Annotated in this window: 15 protein-coding genes and 1 tRNA gene; 12 read left to right on the top strand and 4 right to left on the bottom strand. The window is 49.4% G+C overall.

All coding sequences use genetic code 11. The annotated features are described in order from the left end of the window. Nucleotides 1–20: 20 nt before the first annotated feature. The gene (locus NC980_RS19990) at nt 21–2,603 is read right to left on the bottom strand and encodes a CHAT domain-containing protein (protein WP_190375886.1); all 2,583 of its coding nucleotides are present in this window, start codon (nt 2,601–2,603) and stop codon (nt 21–23) included. 473 nt (nt 2,604–3,076) lie between these two features. Here NC980_RS19990 and NC980_RS19985 point away from each other — a divergent pair, with 473 nt between their 5' ends. The 7 genes from NC980_RS19985 (at nt 3,077) to miaB (ending at nt 10,441) form a co-directional block, all read left to right on the top strand. Continuing rightward, a complete protein-coding gene (locus NC980_RS19985) occupies nt 3,077–3,676 on the top strand; it encodes a superoxide dismutase (protein ID WP_190375885.1) in 600 nt (199 codons plus the stop codon). Nucleotides 3,677–3,860: 184 nt separating this feature from the next. Continuing rightward, entirely contained in the window at nt 3,861–4,067 is a 207-nt protein-coding gene (locus tag NC980_RS19980; protein WP_190375884.1) for a hypothetical protein, read from the top strand. Beyond that, nucleotides 4,067–6,232: a polyphosphate kinase 1 gene (gene ppk1, locus NC980_RS19975; RefSeq protein WP_190375883.1), complete on the top strand. Its 2,166-nt coding sequence runs from the start codon at nt 4,067–4,069 to the stop codon at nt 6,230–6,232. The genes NC980_RS19980 and ppk1 overlap by 1 nt, the downstream gene beginning before the upstream one ends. Before the next feature lie 595 nt (nt 6,233–6,827). Beyond that, nucleotides 6,828–7,817: a sigma-70 family RNA polymerase sigma factor gene (locus NC980_RS19970; protein ID WP_190375882.1), complete on the top strand. Its 990-nt coding sequence runs from the start codon at nt 6,828–6,830 to the stop codon at nt 7,815–7,817. Between the two features lie 263 nt (nt 7,818–8,080). Continuing rightward, nucleotides 8,081–8,488: a response regulator transcription factor gene (locus NC980_RS19965; RefSeq protein ID WP_190375881.1), complete on the top strand. Its 408-nt coding sequence runs from the start codon at nt 8,081–8,083 to the stop codon at nt 8,486–8,488. Between the two features lie 210 nt (nt 8,489–8,698). Next, entirely contained in the window at nt 8,699–8,983 is a 285-nt protein-coding gene (locus NC980_RS19960) for a YkvA family protein (RefSeq protein ID WP_190375880.1), read from the top strand. Nucleotides 8,984–9,088: 105 nt separating this feature from the next. Then, entirely contained in the window at nt 9,089–10,441 is a 1,353-nt protein-coding gene (gene miaB / locus NC980_RS19955; protein WP_190375879.1) for a tRNA (N6-isopentenyl adenosine(37)-C2)-methylthiotransferase MiaB, read from the top strand. A gap of 3 nt (nt 10,442–10,444) precedes the next feature. On the opposite strand, the gene NC980_RS19950 is transcribed toward miaB, so the two are convergent. Both NC980_RS19950 and NC980_RS19945 read right to left on the bottom strand, forming a co-directional pair. After that, nucleotides 10,445–10,529: transfer RNA gene (locus tag NC980_RS19950), tRNA-Ser, on the bottom strand. Nucleotides 10,530–10,579: 50 nt separating this feature from the next. Continuing rightward, nucleotides 10,580–11,350, bottom strand: coding sequence for a cobyrinic acid a,c-diamide synthase (locus NC980_RS19945; RefSeq protein WP_190375878.1), 771 nt, complete (start codon nt 11,348–11,350; stop codon nt 10,580–10,582). 172 nt (nt 11,351–11,522) lie between these two features. Here NC980_RS19945 and NC980_RS19940 point away from each other — a divergent pair, with 172 nt between their 5' ends. From NC980_RS19940 to NC980_RS19925, 4 genes are all read left to right on the top strand, one after another. Then, a complete protein-coding gene (locus NC980_RS19940) occupies nt 11,523–11,795 on the top strand; it encodes a GlsB/YeaQ/YmgE family stress response membrane protein (RefSeq protein ID WP_190375877.1) in 273 nt (90 codons plus the stop codon). A gap of 275 nt (nt 11,796–12,070) precedes the next feature. Next, on the top strand, nt 12,071–14,602 hold the full coding sequence (locus NC980_RS19935) for a sigma 54-interacting transcriptional regulator (protein ID WP_190375876.1): 2,532 nt from the start codon (nt 12,071–12,073) through the stop codon (nt 14,600–14,602). A 164-nt stretch (nt 14,603–14,766) separates the two neighbouring features. Then, complete coding sequence (locus tag NC980_RS19930) at nt 14,767–15,423, top strand: hypothetical protein (protein WP_190375875.1); 657 nt, start codon at nt 14,767–14,769, stop codon at nt 15,421–15,423. A gap of 87 nt (nt 15,424–15,510) precedes the next feature. Continuing rightward, on the top strand, nt 15,511–16,434 hold the full coding sequence (locus tag NC980_RS19925; RefSeq protein WP_190375874.1) for a fasciclin domain-containing protein: 924 nt from the start codon (nt 15,511–15,513) through the stop codon (nt 16,432–16,434). Between the two features lie 39 nt (nt 16,435–16,473). Here NC980_RS19925 and NC980_RS19920 read toward each other — a convergent pair whose 3' ends face one another. After that, nucleotides 16,474–17,280 carry a pentapeptide repeat-containing protein gene (locus tag NC980_RS19920; RefSeq protein ID WP_242026599.1) on the bottom strand — a complete coding sequence of 269 codons (807 nt, stop codon included), beginning with the start codon at nt 17,278–17,280 and terminating at the stop codon, nt 16,474–16,476. Between the two features lie 86 nt (nt 17,281–17,366). On the opposite strand from NC980_RS19920, the gene NC980_RS19915 reads away from it, so the two are divergent. Further along, nucleotides 17,367–17,606 (top strand): TIGR02450 family Trp-rich protein, encoded by a 240-nt coding sequence (locus tag NC980_RS19915; protein ID WP_190375872.1) that lies wholly within the window; start codon nt 17,367–17,369, stop codon nt 17,604–17,606. Nucleotides 17,607–17,644 lie beyond the last annotated feature (38 nt).

Genomic DNA, 17,644 nt, shown 5'->3' with positions numbered 1-17,644 from the left:
TTTGTAAGGCTCAGGTGATTCTACTTAATCGCCATCAGCTTTCTCCAGTCTGCGATCGCGCTTTCACTCCAATACCAATTTTGGCTGAGGGCTTTGATTTGAAACTGCTCCGGAGCTTCGTCCGAGACTCGATCGCGCAATGCAACCGCCCGCTGTCTGGATTGATTACGTGCATTGCCCTTTTGAGTTTGAGCCTCTTTGTTAAACGCAAGTGCGAGTCCTGCCTGTGCCGTCAGTTCCTCGCGTTTTGCCGCGCCTCCAATTTCTCTCGCAAGTTTCGCCGCATTCAGCCAACTCCGACCTGCACGATCGGCATTGCCTTGAGAATAATAAACAAAGCCTAAAGCATTCAGAACTTGAGGCGTTCGATTGCCTTTCAGCGCCGTTTCAAAATAATTTTGAGCATCATCTAAGCTGTAGCTGCTCTTACGCTGCTGCACGGACTGCCACGCAATTCGACCGCGCAAAAATGCCACGGCTGGATTGTCTAATTTATCGGGGGGCACATTCTGAAATGCAGAATCGGCAGCCGCAAGCTGTCCTTGGCTCAGCAACTCCTCGATCGCATCTTGCCCAGAACGCAAATCACCTTGAGCAAAGCTCCGAGTCGCGGTTGAGACTAAGATATTCGCTCGACTCGGATTCGCTCCGACGGGTTGATCTAGCTCACGCACTGCATCAATCAACTGGCTGGGTGGCGGAGTCGAAGCCCGCCAAGCAGAGAAGCCGACTACGCCTAAAACCGCAGCTACCGCCCCCGAAATTCCTAGCACCAGCCAAGGGTGGCGGCGTGCAGGTCTGGGTTTTCGAGTGCCAAAAATGCGATCGACGATCGGTTCTTCGGTGATCTTGACATCTTCAACGTGCAGGTCGGGAGTGGGAGCGGTGGGGGGAGTGACCTGCTGCGCTGGAGCGAGATGGTGTGCCGCTTCTAAGCGCTGAAGATGGCGACGGGCATCACTTAAACTTGGCTCATATTGCAGTGCCATTTTATAAGCCACGATCGCCTCAGTCGGACTACCCAACTGCTCTAAAGCCGTTCCCATTTCGCTAAACGCCTCTGCACAGTGGGGATCAAGCTCGATCGCTCGTCCATAAGCGACCACGGCTCCACTGAAATCTCGGTTTTGCGATCGCAGCCTCCCGAGCGTTAGACAGTCTTCTGCAGTCTGAAGCTGGGATTCATCAGTATTAACAGAGAGCGATTCAAAGAACGGTTGCGTCTCTTGCGTTGGCAAAAAGGGATTCTCTTCGGGGTCACGAATTTCCCTCAGCATTTCCAGAATGGCTTGTCGGTCGCTGTCTTCCGGCTCGTCAAAGTCTAGATTCGAGAACGATTCATCTTCGAGATCGAGCGGATCACCGATCGCGCTGGCATTGATGCTAAAGGTTGAAGCAGCCAGTTGCGAATTTTCCAGTGAGTCAGCTAACGGTGTTGGGGCGGCGGGCTGGAGGTAGCCGTCGAAATCGGGATGCAAATACAAGATCGGCAATGCCCAATACAACTGATCCGAGCCGTAAGACGACAGCAATCCCTGCCGCGCCCGACTCAGACTGAGATCAATCGGGGATCGCTGCCTCAAATTGCGGTAAAACAAGCGGCTGAGCGTCAATGCCACATCATCGGGGATGCGTTCCGCCATTGCCAGCACTGCCGGCATTCCTCGCTTCAATAGCGCTTCGGTCAGATTGCTCGACTCAGTTTCGTTTGCGGGATCAGCCGTTGCTGTATATACGCCGCGACAGGAATTAAATACCGCCATGCGTACCCCATTGTTAACGAGCAATCCGGCAAGATCATCACCGCTCAGCACCTCGGTTAATCCGGTACGATCGCTCACCAGATACAAATCTCCCCCAGACATGCCTAAATTGCTGTGTCCGGCATAATGCAGCACTTGGTAATGCCCTTGCTCCAAAGCTTGGGTCAACTGTTCGCGTCCGGGTTGATCCAGGATGGTTAGATCAATTTCGCCGTTCGTTTGTCGATCACGTTGCAGTTCATCGCGCAGGTGATCTGCTTCTCGCCGCAGTTCCAGCACTTCTTGATCGGTCGGAGCCGCCAATACCATCAGAATTCTTAGCGGTTGGTTTGGGTCAAGCTCGATCGAGCGATGCGGCTGCAAAATTGTTCCCATGGGTGCAAAAGCAGCCTGATAGCGCGAAAATACGACATCGGTTCCCGTTGCCAAGGGTCGCGCTCCGGCATACAGCACTTCCCACGGTAGACGCGGCAAGCGATCGCCCTTCAGCCCTAACCGCAAGCGCAAGCCTTCGCGTCGATTCTGAGCGATTCCCTGCGCGGTCATCCAGCTATCGCGAATCGTGCCTTGAAATAGCGCATTGTAGAGCGTTTGTCCCAATTCCACTAGGTTGGAGGAAAAACCGTCGCCACCCATTGCCAATTGACCCGATCGCATTCGTCCGCGCAAAATCCCCAACAGCGGATCGTGCATCAGATGGCGAGCTTGTTCCAGCCACTCTTCGACTTGCCAAGTGACCAGTTCTTCTGCCAGCGGCACTCCCGGTGAAACGCGCTCGGTTCTCACCCAATATTCATCGCCTCGCACTGGCGTGACGGAAATGTAGAATTCCTGATTCACAAGCCACCCTCCAACAATTCGCTGCGCTCCTCAACTGGAGTATCGAGGTCATCGCTGCTTTTATTACCACCGACGATCGATCCCGTTCAGGGAAAATTCGCAATCAATTCGCACTCTATAGCATTACAAATTTTTGCCCCGATCGACTGCCTCTGCCTTTGACGCAGGACTGCGATCATAGACGTAATTGACTCCAGACCTAGACGCACCTTTTATCTAAAAGTTACTAAAAGTTCAAGAAAACTTTGCTTTAGCTTTAAGTATTCCCACTCAAAGCATCCGGAGAACCCGCATGATTCCGGGCAAAGAGGAATGGTAGATGCACCCTGATTATTTCCCTCATTCATGCCTAGTGAGTGAGGGTTTTTTATTTGTTCAAGCCTCATCTCCTTTTTGAGATAGAATTTTCACGGTTAAGTTATGTTTCTGCCAACGCTCAAATCGCAGAACCACGATCGAGAGGAATTGAACACATGGCATTCACACAAGCTCCCTTACCTTTTGCAAAAGATGCCCTTGAGCCATATGGCATGAAGGCAGAAACGTTCGACTATCACTATGGCAAGCACCATGCCGCTTATGTCACCAACTTAAACAAGCTGGTGGAAGGCACACCGATGGAGAGCATGGCGCTAGAAGATGTGATCAAGCAGGCGTATGGCGATTCGTCGAAGACTGGCGTTTTTAACAACGCAGCCCAGGTTTGGAACCACACCTTTTTCTGGAACTGCCTCAAAGCAGGCGGTGGTGGCGCTCCTACAGGCGAACTGGCTGCAAAAATCGATGCGGCTTTCGGCAGCTATGACAAGTTCAAAGAAGAGTTTAGCAATGCTGCAACAACTCAGTTTGGCAGCGGCTGGGCTTGGCTGGTCGAGGAGAACGGAACGCTGAAGATCACAAAGACTCCGAACGCAGAAAATCCCCTGGTTCACGGTCAGAAGCCCTTACTGACCCTGGATGTGTGGGAACACGCTTACTATCTTGATTACCAAAACGCTCGTCCTGCGTTTATCAAGAACTTCTTGGATAACTTGGTGAACTGGGATTTCGTGGCTCAGAATCTCGCAGCGTAACGTTGAAGTCAATCGATTTTAAGTGAGGTAGGCAACTGCCTCGCTTTTTTGTTTGTCAGGCGAATAGCCTTATGTTTTCTAGATGACACAGCCTTTACTCAATTACAAAAAATTTTGTACGATCGCACCCACAACGCCAAAAATAACGCAACAATGAAGCTAAACCGCAGATTTTGACCTCTTCATGAATAGCACCGAACTCGCCCGCTACCTTGAACAGACGGGCAATGTAACAAAGCCCTGGTTACTCGCTCAGTTAAGAGTCCTGAAACTGAATGAACAACGATCGCAGATGACCACCGCTGAGTATGAGCAGCGATTAGCAGATATTCACCAGGATTTAATGAACTTGGGTGAATGGTGGGTCGGTCGTGAAGATGAGGTGTTCTAATGCGACGACGCAAGCAGGCAACGGTAGAACCCGATTTGAGCGATCCACAGTTTTTTTTCAATCGAGAACTAAGCTGGATCGAATTTAACAATCGGGTGCTGCATGAAGCATTTGACCCCCGCACACCCTTGATCGAGCGGCTCAAGTTTCTAGCGATCTTTAGCTCAAACTTGGACGAATATTTTATGGTGCGAGTGGCAGCCCTCAAGGAACAAGTCGAGGCGCAAGTCAGTCGCCTGAGTTCAGATGGTCGCACACCCCAAGAACAATTAACGTTAATCAACGAGCGATTGCGTCCCCTTGTGGCAAAACAACATCGTCATTTTGAGGAAGCGCTGCGTCCTCAGATGGTCGCTCAGGGCATTTATCTTCTGGACTACATCGATTTAAGCCAGGAACAACGCGCTTATTTACACCAGTATTTTGAATCTCAAGTCTTTCCAGTTCTGACTCCGCTTGCGATCGACCCTGGACACCCGTTTCCTTATATTTCTAATCTCAGTTTGAATTTAGCCGTTGTCATTAAAGACAGCGTGACCGATGAGGAACTGTTTGCGCGAGTGAAAGTTCCGAGGGTGCTGCCGCGCTTTATTCCATTGCCGATCGAAACTCAGGATCTCCCCACTTCCGTTGCAAAAAGTCGCGCCACAATTTGGGCAGGCGTTCCGCTTGAACAAGTGATCGCCCATAATCTGGAAGCTTTGTTTCCGGGGATGAACATTCAGGAATATCACCCGTTTCGGATTACGCGCAACGGGGATTTAGATGTTGAGGAAGACGAAACCGACGATTTGCTGATCGCGATCGAGGAAGAACTGCGAAAACGCCGCGTTGGGGGTTCGGTGGTGCGGATGGAAATTAATCCATCCATGCCGCAGCACATCCGATCGATGCTGCTCGAAGAAATGGAACTCACTTCTGACGATATTTACGAAATTGACGGGCTTCTGTGTCTGAAGGATTTGTTTACCCTCACAGGTTTACCGCTTCCAGAACTCAAAGATCCGCCTTGGAATCCCGTAACGCACCCGAAACTAAGACGAGTTGCAGAAGTTCCTGTGACAGAGGCGCTGACGCACGATGAAAACTTTTTTGCGGTGGTTCGTCGTCAAGATATCCTAGTGCATCACCCGTATTATTCGTTTTCTCGCAGCGTGCAGCGCTTTATCGAGGAAGCGGCTTACGATCCGGATGTGCTTGCAATCAAGATGACGCTTTATCGCACATCGGGAGATTCACCGATCGTTCAAGCCCTGATTGCTGCTGCCGAAAACGGAATTCAAGTGGCGGCTCTAGTCGAACTTAAAGCCCGCTTTGATGAAGCCAATAACATTAGCTGGGCAAAGAAACTAGAAAGCGCAGGCGTTCACGTTGTTTATGGGTTAGTCGGACTAAAAACGCATACTAAATTGGTGTTAGTGGTACGGCGCGAAGAGGGGCGTATCCGGCGATATGTGCATATTGGCACAGGTAATTACAATCCGAAAACTGCCCGGCTCTACACAGATTTAGGCATCTTTAGCTGTCGTGAAGAGCTAGGAGCCGATTTAACGGATTTGTTTAACTATCTCACCGGATATTCGCGCCAACAGTCTTATCGCAAGCTATTGGTTGCGCCAGTGAATTTGCGCGATCGCATGTTGAGCTTTATCGATCGTGAGATTGAACATCAGCGCAACGGTGGACAAGGGCGGATTGTTGCCAAAATGAATGCCTTAGTTGATCCACGGCTAATTACTGCACTCTATGAAGCATCTCAAGCTGGAGTTCAGATTGATTTGATCGTGCGCGGAATTTGCTGTCTGCGTCCAGGATTAAAAGACATCAGCGAGAATATTCGCGTGGTCAGCATTGTGGGGCGCTTTCTCGAACACGCTCGGATTTTCTACTTCAGCAACAATGGCGACTCTGAAGTTTATATCGGCAGTGCGGATTGGATGCCGCGAAACCTCGATCGTCGAGTTGAAGCAGTCGTTCTAGTCGATGAGCCTGCCCTTTCTCAAGATCTGCAAGAGATCCTGGGAATTATGCTGGCGGATAATCGCCACGCTTGGGATTTGCAGCCGGATGGCAAATACATACAGCGACAACCCCAAGCGGATCAGCCCGAACAAAGTTCGCAGCGCATTTTCATGGACATGGCGCAGCAACAAGCTAGAGAGTGACTCCGCGCTAAACAATCTGGATCTGGAGGCGAATGTTCGGCATTCGCCTTTTTTGTGATCTTCGTTCAACAACTTCGTAGACGTGCACTGAATCGCCTCCCTACTTCCTTTGATCAAGGCAGGATTGGGCTCAGATTTATTGGCTTTGATCAACTTTTGTATTCCAGGCTACTCTATAAAAAATATTCTTCTGAATTCAAGCTAAATTAATCAGGTTTTCTAACTTGTTTCCGTAATATTTCGGAGAAACGAGCAGAACTTTAAACTGGTTCAAAAGACCACGGCAATTCCTCGGATCTAATTTCTAAAACGAGCTAATCTATCTGTGCATCTCCGTGGAATTCCTAGTAGCTTACTTAAGCAAAAACCGACTACTATACTGCCCTAGCACCCTATCCTTTCTTCCGTACTGCCACTGAAATTCAGCAAAAAAACGGACGTATTTCAATTCATAAACAAAGATGAGATAAAGCTCATAAAAAACAATAGAAAATATCCAGATTTACTGCAAAAAACTCAATCATTTCGATTAAAGTAGGTTGCAGTTGAGCATAGCTACATTGAGACCAATTGAAGACCCCAGCGTGATCTAAAAATGGCAACCAAATTACCCACTGACTCTCTCCCGATCGACGCAGTTGTAACCGAAAGCGATATCGATTTCTCTGAACTCGCATCGCTCGAAAACGAAGATCTTTCACCCGAAGGTTTAGCAAAATCGCTAAGAGGAAAAGCCAGCGAATATCTAGGATTGTCCGATGATTCGGTTGGAATGTTTCTGAGGGAAATGGCAAGATATCCGCTGCTGACTCAAGCTGAAGAAATTGAATTGGCGCGAGAAATTACCAAAGGTGGAAGTGTTGGAGAACGAGCAAAGCGAAAATTAGTTCGAGCGAATTTGCGCTTAGTCGTGTCAATTGCCAAAAAGTATCTCAATCGGGGAGTTCCTTTCTTAGATTTGATTCAAGAAGGGGCAATGGGTTTAATGAGAGCGGCAGAAAAATTTGACTACGAACGCGGCTACAAGTTCTCAACTTATGCGTACTGGTGGATTCGCCAAGGAATTACCCGCGCCATTGCGTCTCAATCTAGAACGGTTCGCTTACCCGTTCACATGGTCGAAAAGCTGAATCAAGTTCGCAAAGTGCGTCAACTGCTATCTCAAGAACTCGGTCGTAAACCGACAAAGAAAGAGTTAGCTGGTGCGCTAGATATGGAAGAAGATAAGTTAGAGCAGGTTCTAGACGTAAGCCAGCGCACCTTATCGCTTCATGCCTGGGTGGGACGCGATGAAGATACGGAACTCATGCAGCTAATCGAAGATGCGGATAATGTTGCGCCGAACGATAACTTAGACCACAAACTCTTGGTCGATCGCCTCAACTCGGTGCTGGATCACCTCAGCGATCGAGAGCGCGAAATCATCAAACTGCGGTTTGGTCTCACCGATGGTCAACACTATACCTTGAGTGAAATTGGTCAGCTTTATGATCTCTCGCGTGAGCGAGTGCGACAGATTCAGGCAAAAGCGATGAGAAAGCTACGTCATCCCCGTCGCCAAGCCCTGCTGAAAGATTGGATGTGATTAAAGCTTGTCGGTTGCTATCAGCGATTCGTCTTCTTAGATGAGTCGCTGATTTTTTTACATTAACTTTATATTAACTAAGATGAAAGAGCCTATGAAGCTCCATTTCGTCCCGCATCAGAGCAAAAAAGTATAAAATCTATTTTGACTCAGTAAGCGTTCAGAATCGGAGTTCTACTAAATTTATTCGGTTAGTCCTTACGGTAGAGGACTGTGAGATGTACGAATCATTACACTTTTAGTCACATCAATTATTCCGTCCCATGCTGTCTAGTGAGTGCAAAGTGTTGCGTGTTTTAATTGTCGATGATCATGAACTGACCCGCTTTAGCCTGAAGTTGGCACTCCAACGTCAGGAAGGAATCGAGCTAGTGGGTCTCGCTAGCAACGGCCAAGAAGCCGTTGAAATGGCGAATCGTCATTGCCCAGACGTAATTGTTTTGGATTTGCAGATGCCTGTGATGGATGGGCTGAGTGCCTCAACTCAGATTAAGAGCGCTCATCCAAATGTCAAGATTTTGGCGTATTCTTCGCTCGAAGATCCGCAGACTGAGGTGATGCTGCAAACGGCGAAAGTCGATGCGTTTTGCAAAAAGGAAACCACAGTTCAAGATCTAATCGCGATCGTGAATGAACTTGGAGAACAAGCGAACCAGCCTCGCAGTTTCTAGCGAATCCAAAGGTGAGTGAGAAATAGTGACAGTACCCTTGTTCTAGATAGGCTTTGTACGTATCCTGGCGCGATCTCTGAAGTTAGAGATCGCGCTAAACAACAAACTCTAACCGAATGCCGGTTTCTCCCCCTTCTTCAGACAGGTTTCCCCCAACGACAGCCCTAATACGATCTGACATTATAAAAACATAAGAGAAGGGCACAACTTATGAAATTCTACGACTGGTATCGCACTCTTGTTCGCAATTCTAAATACCGCTGGTTAGTGATTGCTGGCACTTTGCTCTATTTGTTTAGCCCGATCGACCTTTTGCCCGACTTTGTTCCGCTAATCGGACAGATTGACGACACGGTGATTTTAGGGCTTCTGGTTGCTGAAGTCTCTTCGATGCTGATGGATCGCCTGAAAGCCCAGAAAGGAACGACCAACGCCGCCGTCGATGGCAAGCCGACCGCAGAAGCTGTTGATGTCGAAGCGACGACCGTTCGATAATTTTCGCTTAATTGAATAATTCTTGGAGGCGCGATTTCTCGCGCCTCTTTTGCCATAGTTTCTCGAATCAATCTAGAATGGGGGTCTGAGTTTATTTTGTCGCCCATGACTGCTTCTCGCCGCTATCACATCACCACGTTCGGCTGCCAAATGAACAAAGCAGACTCCGAGCGCATGGCTGGAATTCTAGAAACAATGGGCTTTGAGTGGTCAGAAGAACCGAACGAAGCCGACTTGATTCTCTACAATACCTGCACGATTCGCGATAACGCCGAGCAGAAGGTTTACTCGTATCTGGGACGACAAGCACAGCGCAAACAAGAAAACCCGAATTTAACGATCGTCGTTGCCGGATGTGTGGCACAGCAAGAAGGCGAAGCATTGTTACGCCGAGTGCCAGAACTGGATCTGGTAATGGGGCCTCAATATGCAAATCAGCTAGAAGATCTACTGGAACAGGTCTTCAGCGGCAATCAAGTGGTGGCAACTGACCCGATCCACATTGTCGAAGATATTACAAAACCTAGACGGGATAGCCAGGTTACAGCCTGGGTGAATGTAATCTACGGTTGTAACGAACGCTGTACCTATTGTGTGGTTCCAAGCGTGCGGGGAGTCGAACAGTCGCGCACCCCAGAAGCAATTCGAGCAGAGATTGAATCGCTGGCTGCACAGGGTTATAAAGAGATAACACTGTTAGGACAAAATATTGACGCGTATGGGCGAGATCTGCCGGGTTCTACTCCTGAAGGGCGGCATCTACATACGTTGACTGATCTGCTGTACTTTGTACATGATGTCCCAGGCATTGATCGCATTCGATTTGCGACCAGCCACCCGCGCTATTTCACCGAACGGTTGATTCGGGCTTGCGCTGAATTACCAAAAGTGTGTGAGCACTTCCACATTCCGTTTCAGTCGGGTGATAACGAAGTCTTGAAAGCGATGGCACGCGGCTATAGTCACGAGCGTTACCGCCGCATTATCGATATGATTCGTCAATATATGCCGGATGCCTCGATTAGTGCCGATGCGATCGTCGGGTTCCCTGGCGAAACCGAAGCACAATTTCAGAACACGCTGAAGCTGGTTGAGGAAGTTGGCTTTGATTTGATCAATACGGCGGCTTATTCTCCACGTCCGGGAACGCCTGCGGCAGTGTGGGAAGATCAGCTTTCTGAAGAAGTCAAAGCCGATCGACTCCAGCGCCTAAACCGCTTAGTGTCGCAAACGGCAGCAGAACGATCGCAGCGCTACGCCGGACGAATCGAAGAAGTCCTAGTCGAGGCGCAAAATCCGAAAGACCCGACTCAAGTGATGGGACGGACACGCGGTAATCGACTGACATTCTTTGCAGGGTCGATCGACGAGTTACGTGGTCAACTGGTCAAAGTCAGAATCACGGAAGTTCGTCCGTTTAGTTTGACGGGACAACCCTTGATTGAAGCTCGATTGTAGAAACGGAGAGGGTGGGATTCGAACCCACGGAACCTTTCGGTTCATTCGATTTCAAGTCGAACGCGATCGACCACTCTGCCACCTCTCCAGGCGCTTGCCTGATTTTAACTCAGTTTGGCGCAAATACGATCGCCAAATCTAAGGAAAAGCGGCTTCTGGATCAACACCAAACACATAGTCATAATCAAACACGATCGCGTCCGGGTGACGAATCACAGAGAAGCCAAAGCTGCTGATGACTTCAGTTGTGAAGGTGGCGATCGCCAGTTCGATCAGCTTTTTGTCGGCGATCGTTGGAACCTGGACATAGTAATCTCGCCGTGCGAAGAAGAGCTTTTCGTCTCTTGGCACAATGATTTGATTTAAGCGATGGGTTTGCTGGATCGGCTTGAGATAAAGCGTGATGAATTCTTCCTGGTTGCGCTGGAGTCGGTAGAGTCGTTCATGTTGCAGCCAACTCATCCGGAATAGCAGCTTGATGATTTCAAAGCCGAGAATGTAGTTGAAAATATGATTTCTCTCTTCGGTGCTAACCACTACTCGCACCGCAGATTCCAGGATTAGATCGAGTTTTCTTCTCGAATCCTGGGCGGAGTGAATGTAGAACTGGCGGATATAGTTTCTTAAAACGGTTTCAGTCAGTTGGGTCGTGATGCGGAATCGATCTAAATTGAGCTTAACTTTTTGTCTGATTTCGTGATTTTCGATCAGTTTAGAAATGAGTCCATTCGCAGTGTACTCATCGAGAAATTGAGCCTGGGTCGCAGGCGATGCGGCACAGAGCAGATGACACAACGACAGCACGTAGCGCCGCTGATTCCAGGGTAAATTTTCCGCCCACAATCTTGCTTCTGGCGGTAATCTCTGCAAGATATTCTCGATCGACTCGGAGTGTAGGGGGTGAGACATGGCGCGATCGCTTGAAATAAAGCACACTGGCTTAGAGTGCCCGATTTAAGCCATGCAGCAGCAGTCCGATGTCATCATCCCGGTAGAGGCGTGAATCATTCTGTTGATGGAACAGTTTCAAGCGTAGGATTGCTAACCTTAATTCATTGAATCCGAACAGGAAGTTATTAATATGAATCTTTTAGCATGGATTGTTTTAGGTCTAATCGCAGGTGCGATCGCAAAAGCGATTGATCCCGGTGCTCGTGGTGGTGGAATTTTAGGGACTTTGCTTTTAGGAATTGTGGGTGCATTGGTGGGAGGCAGTTTGTATACCCTGTTGACGACAGGGACGCTAGCAATTACCTCGGCTGGCTTGAGCCTAGGTGGCATTATTGTGGCTGTGCTCGGCGCGATCATTTTCTCGTTTATCTGGAATCGCGTCGCTGGACGGGGTGCGATCTAGGTTTGCGTTTGATTAAATTTGCTTTCTAGGCTGAGATTGCCCGTAGCTTTGCACCCGCGAGGTTACGGGCAATTTAACGTCTGTGCCCTGTTTGCCTCCTTTGCACGGGTGGGGGTCGGGAATTTGTTTTAATGGGTCTATGAGAGTCGTGGACTGTTACTTTGCACTTACTTTTCAGTCCATCCTCGTTAGCCTGTACGAAACCATCCTGCTTCTCCTGCGGGGGAAGGGACTAAAGGATGAGTGTCTGTGAGCAAATTCTAAAGAGGCAAATCATGGACGTTTTAGAGCGAGTGGAATGGCTGCGGCAGCGGACGGAATTCTCTAGTCTGTCATCGGAAGCGTTGCAGGCGATCGCGCAACAGGTTCAAGAACAACACGTTCAAGAAAACCGCCGCCTTGGACTCGAAGACACGCAGCCTGAAGCACTCTACATTTTGTACGACGGGCATCTTGAGCGGTATCGCACCAGTAAAACGGGCTTGGCAAAGGTCACGAGCTTAATTCCAGGGTCGATCGTCTATCTCAAAGAACTGTTGCTCGATCGCAAGGCAGAAGAAACCACAATTACCCTGAATGACTGTGTGATCTGGACAATTCCACGGGAGGCATTCAAAGCGATCGCTCAACAGTTTCCCGAAATTGCTCAAGGCGTTTCGCAGCAGCTTGCCACGCAGCTAGAGGAAGTGTCTTCGCAACTTGCTTATGAGCGGGAACAACAGATCGCCTTGCGTCCTTATCTTGTTCCAAAAGTTAAACGCGGCATTGTGGGAACCAGCCGCTATGCAGTGAGACTGCGGCAAGACATTAAAAAAGCCGCCAGCGATCGTGGTTCTGTCTTAATCTTTGGAGAGCCGGGACTGGAAAAAGACAATACTGCGGCGTTAATTCACTTTGGATCGAGCGATCGTAAAGAGCCATTAATCAAAATCAACTGCAACACGCTACAACCGAGCGGCGCAGAAATCTTTGGGCGAACGGGTAAGCCTGGATTGCTCGATTGGATTGGGCGCGGCACCATTATGCTGAACAATCTCGAAGATATTGCGCCGGAGTTTGAAGAAAAGTTGGTGCAGCTTTTGAAGACGGGGAAGTTTACGCCGATCGCACGCGAAGGAGAACCGGAACCAGAAGCCCGATCAGTTGAAGCGAGGCTGCTCATGACTTCTGAGAAGATTCTACCGCGATTGGAAAAATGTAAGCTAATTACTCATGTGATCAAGGTGCCACCCCTGCGAGTCAGAAAAGCGGATATTGCCGTTCAAGCAGAGTATTACCTGAGTTTAATTGCTCGATCGCGAGGCATCTCTAAGCCCAAGATTACACCCGAAGCGTTACGCCGACTTCAAGGTTATGACTTTCCTGGAAATCATGTCGAACTTGAAAGTCTATTGGGGCGGGCAATTACTCAAGCAGAAAGCCCAGAACTCACCGAAGAGGTGTTCTGGGCAGCAGGCAATAAAAATCGTCGATTTCGGGTCAATCTGCTTAATGCTTATCCACGATTGCGGCAATTTCTCAGAAGTCCCTGGTGGCCAGATCGGATCAATTACGGCTTTACCTTGGGAGCTTTTGCAGTTATCGTCACCGTGTTAATGGTGGCACCGCAAAGCCGTGATCGTAACTTCGCCTTGAATCTATTCTGGGCATGGTGGTGGATGCTAATTCTGGTTGCATTCCCCTTTGTGGGACGGCTTTGGTGTGCGGTTTGTCCATTTATGATTTACGGCGAACTGGCGCAAAAGATTTCTCTCTGGCTCTATCCGCGTAAGCTACAACCTTGGCCCAGACAAGCGGCTGAGAAGTGGGGCGGTTGGTTTTTGTTTGGTATGTTCACGCTGATTCTACTGTGGGAAGAACTGTGGAACTTAGAAAACACGGCTTATCTATCGGGCTATTTATTGTTGCTGATAACGGCTGGAGCCGTTATCTTTTCTGTGTTGTTTGAGCGGCGATTTTGGTGTCGATATCTCTGTCCGATCGGGGGCATGAATGGCTTATTTGCTAAACTTGCCATGATTGAACTCCGGGCACAGCAAGGAATTTGTTCTGCAACTTGTACGACCTATCAGTGTTACAAAGGCGGGCCGCAAAAAGGCGAAGGCATGGAAACTGGAGGCTGTCCCATCTATTCACATCCAGCGCAGCTCCGGGACAATCGCGATTGTGTGTTGTGTATGACCTGCCTGAAAGCTTGTCCTCACCGATCGGTCGAACTCAACCTGCGTCCACCGGGAATTGAACTATGGACTACCCATCAACCGACTTATCCTGAAGTTTGCTTATTGTTTCTGCTGTTTGGAGCCGTGTTTTTGCATCGGCTTCCTGCAATCCAACAGCTACTGAGTATCAATCTACATCTTGATCAATTTAGCTACCACGCGATCGTCTCGGTTCTTGCTTTGATGTTGCCTGGAGCCGTTGCACTGTTGTTCGATCAAATAATGAGGCTGTTCAATCGACGATCGCGCCCTTTTCTTGAACTCGCATATGGTTATCTCCCGCTGGTTTTAGGGGCGAGTTTAGCGTACTACTTACACTTGGGACTAAACGAAGCAGGACGCATTCTTCCGGTGACGGCTGCAACCTTCAGCGGTAGCACAGAACTGATGGCAACCTTACCGATCGCAGTCGCTCATCCCGCTGTGATTGAATTCTTACAAGCTGTCACGATCGCGGGATCGTTCTGGTTAAGTGTTTTTCTCACGCAGAAAATTGCTCGACAGCCGATCCGATCGCTTCTCCTGCAACATAGTGCAATGGTGCTGCTTGGATCATTGGTATGGCGGTTAATCGTTGGTGCCTAGATGTTTGATGCTCAGAGTATCAATAATTCTACGAGTCTATCTTTGGATAGGTTGCAAAGATGGACTTATGCTGCAATATTGACCAATCAAAGAATTTCTCCTGTACAATCAGTACCCATCCATTCGATGTTGAATACATCACTGTTGAACACATCACTATAGATATGGGCAACCCAATTACTCCTGTGCAAAACGTCACCGCTCCTCGATCTGCAAAGCGTAGCCGAAAACCTACAAAGCCACCGTCAGTCGGGCGACTTCTACTGCACTTTGCACAACGGCATCCCTTCATCTGCTTGTTTGCGGTTTGGAGTTCCTTCCTGTTCTTTGGCTGGCTAGCGATCTCAGGGTTAACCTACACCAATCCAGCCCCCCTAGAAGTCGTAGAATCGCCGCAACCCATTGCAGATTCACCCGCTAATTCTGCTGACTCCAGCAGCGCCATTGGCTTACTTGCGATCGTCGTTGCTACTTGTGCAACCAGCTCTGTCTTGATTTCTCGACGCTTGCGTTCGGCACAGCAGACATCTCGCCGCATCATTAAGCAACAAGCTGCACTCAGTCCTACCTCCGAGCGCAGAGCAAGCCGATCGCAGCAATCTGCGCGGGGTCGTCAATCAGGCGGTCAGTCGATCTCAGTGAAATCCGCAAGCCCTGCACATTATGCCGCGACTGCCACCAAAACTTCGACTCGTTCCCCCGCCCTCACCCTTCTGCCAGACAAGACTCCACTAGAGTCAAACCCGCCACCTAGTCTTGCGGAAAGGCTTGATATTCGGCAACAAGACCGCACCTCTAAACGGATTCAATCAAACAGATAAACCATCCTTTCGGATTATTTCAGGCGAGGGAGGAAGTTCACGTTTGTAATTTATACGCTTGGGGAGCAATGTTTACGATAAGTAACAATGAAAACATCACTGAAGCGTTTAGTTACTGGATTATCTGTAGTTGGATTAGGCGCTAGCGTTGCCCTGCCCTCAATGGCACAAAGTAAATTCACGCCCAATGCTGAAACTACTCCGGCAAATACTCCCCAAACACCCGCTCCGACAAATCGGGATGCTGGTATTCCTCCGGTTGGGGGTCAACAACCGGGTCAGTTCTCCGGCGATCAAAACGGCAGTTCTACTACTCCAGTTGGGGGGCAATCCGGTCAAAATACCCCTGGAAGCATTACCAATCCTGACAGTTCTGTAGATTCGGGCAAGACCACCGCTCCCGGTTTGCCCAACAATCAAAGCGTTCCTGGCACCGTTGCTCCGGCAAACCGTCCTGAAGTTAACAATACTCCGACCAATAGCAGCCCGACCGGCACAACCCCGACCGGCAACACGAACTCCGCATCTACCGGTTCGTCTGATCAGTCTATCGATCAAATCGTTCGCACCAGCCCTTCGTTTGAACTGTTCAATGCGCTGCTGCGCGTAGCTGACTCGAACGGGGCATTCTCCTCTAACCTCAGTGGTGATGTCACCGTCTTTGCTCCGACCGATGAAGCCCTTGCTGCAATTCCTCCGGCAACCTTCAAAGCATTAGTTCAACCGGAAAACCGTGCCCTGCTGAGTCAAGTGCTGCAAAATCATATTGTCAAAGGCAAAGTCTCTTCTAGCGATCTAGCAGCAAAACAAGTGCAATCACTGGGTGGCAATCCGATCGCGGCTCAAGGTAGCAACGGAATGCTGATGATCGGGAACGCACAAGTCGTTGGTGCAGACATCGCTGCAAGCAATGGCACCATTCATGCAATCAATCAAGTAATTCTTCCCGCAAGCCTGCAAGGAAAGCTGACCAGCTTGGCTCCCACAGGAATGCCGATGACGCAACCGTAGAGAATTTGCAGGGATGCACATTGCATCCCTCAGACTCTGTTAGCGCATTAGAAACATTTGCAACAGTCCGCCGACCACGTTGATCAGGGTTTGCCCGAAGCCGCCGCCCGATCGCGCTTTTGGCGGGTTTTTTAAGGTTTGGGCAAGCGTAGTTGCAGATTTGGCGCTGCTGGCATCCCCTTGCTGCTCAAATAACGCTGCTGCTTGTTCCGAGTCTTGAACTGCGCCTTTTTCGTCTCCAAGTTCGAGTCGCGCCATTGCCCGACCGATCAAGGCTGGAGCCGAGTCGGGTTTACGAACTAGCACTTGATTGAAGTTCTCGATCGCTCGTTCATATTGTTTGCGTTTGCCTGCTTCCATTGCTATCTGGTAAAACATCTCCGGAGTTCCCGCTGTAGTCGGTAGCCCGATCGCGCCTTGAATCAGCGCCATTTCGATCTGCGTTCCGGTTAGGTCTGCGCCGACAAGATACGATCGAGTTAAATCGGTGCCTTGTAAGTTGGCGCTAGTCAATTTCGCGCCTGTGAGATTTGCGCCGCTTAGAGTTGCACCTGCCAGATTCGCGCCTGTGAGGTTGGCTCCGGCAAGGTTGGCTTGACTGAGATTTGCGCCTGCGAGATTTGCGCCTGCGAGATTTGCACCCGGCAATTGAGCCAGCACAAGCCCTGAACTGGTTAACTCGCAGTTCGGGCATTGTTTCGTTGCCAGCAGTTGGCGCACATGATCGAGATTTTCAGCTTGAGCCGGGAGAATGATGCCGATCGACATCAGCGCAGCAATCGATAAATTTGTCCGCATCATATACAGGAACCTTAACCGGGAAGGGTGAGCAGGAAAATACTTCATACTACTGTCTCGTTGCGGTTGCGACGATCTTTTTGATGTCCAGACTGAGTATTCCTGAATTGAAGGCAAAAATCTAAAATGGAGGTATGGCTAAAAAACAAAAATTTCCTCATCTGGTTGGATCAAAGTGGACAGCGCAGGAAGAAACCTGGGGCTGGCGGCACTTTCAGGTTGTTAATCGCAAAAATGAGGGCGAATGGGTATTTGCGGAAGTGGTGGCAGCTTGCGATCCGTCGGTGCGGTTTTGGATGAATGCGAAATTGTTCAAAGACCGATCGCAGTGGCAAGCGGGCTGGAAATCCCTCAACGAGCAGGAAGAAGCGTGAAAGATGATTTTGCGAGAAGGAAAGCAGTGTCTATGATA

Origin of the sequence: Leptolyngbya sp. AS-A5 (assembly GCF_039962495.1) — a bacterium.
Taxonomy (GTDB): Bacteria; Cyanobacteriota; Cyanobacteriia; order Leptolyngbyales; family Leptolyngbyaceae; genus Leptolyngbya.
This window is presented reverse-complemented; position numbering and strand designations above follow the sequence as displayed.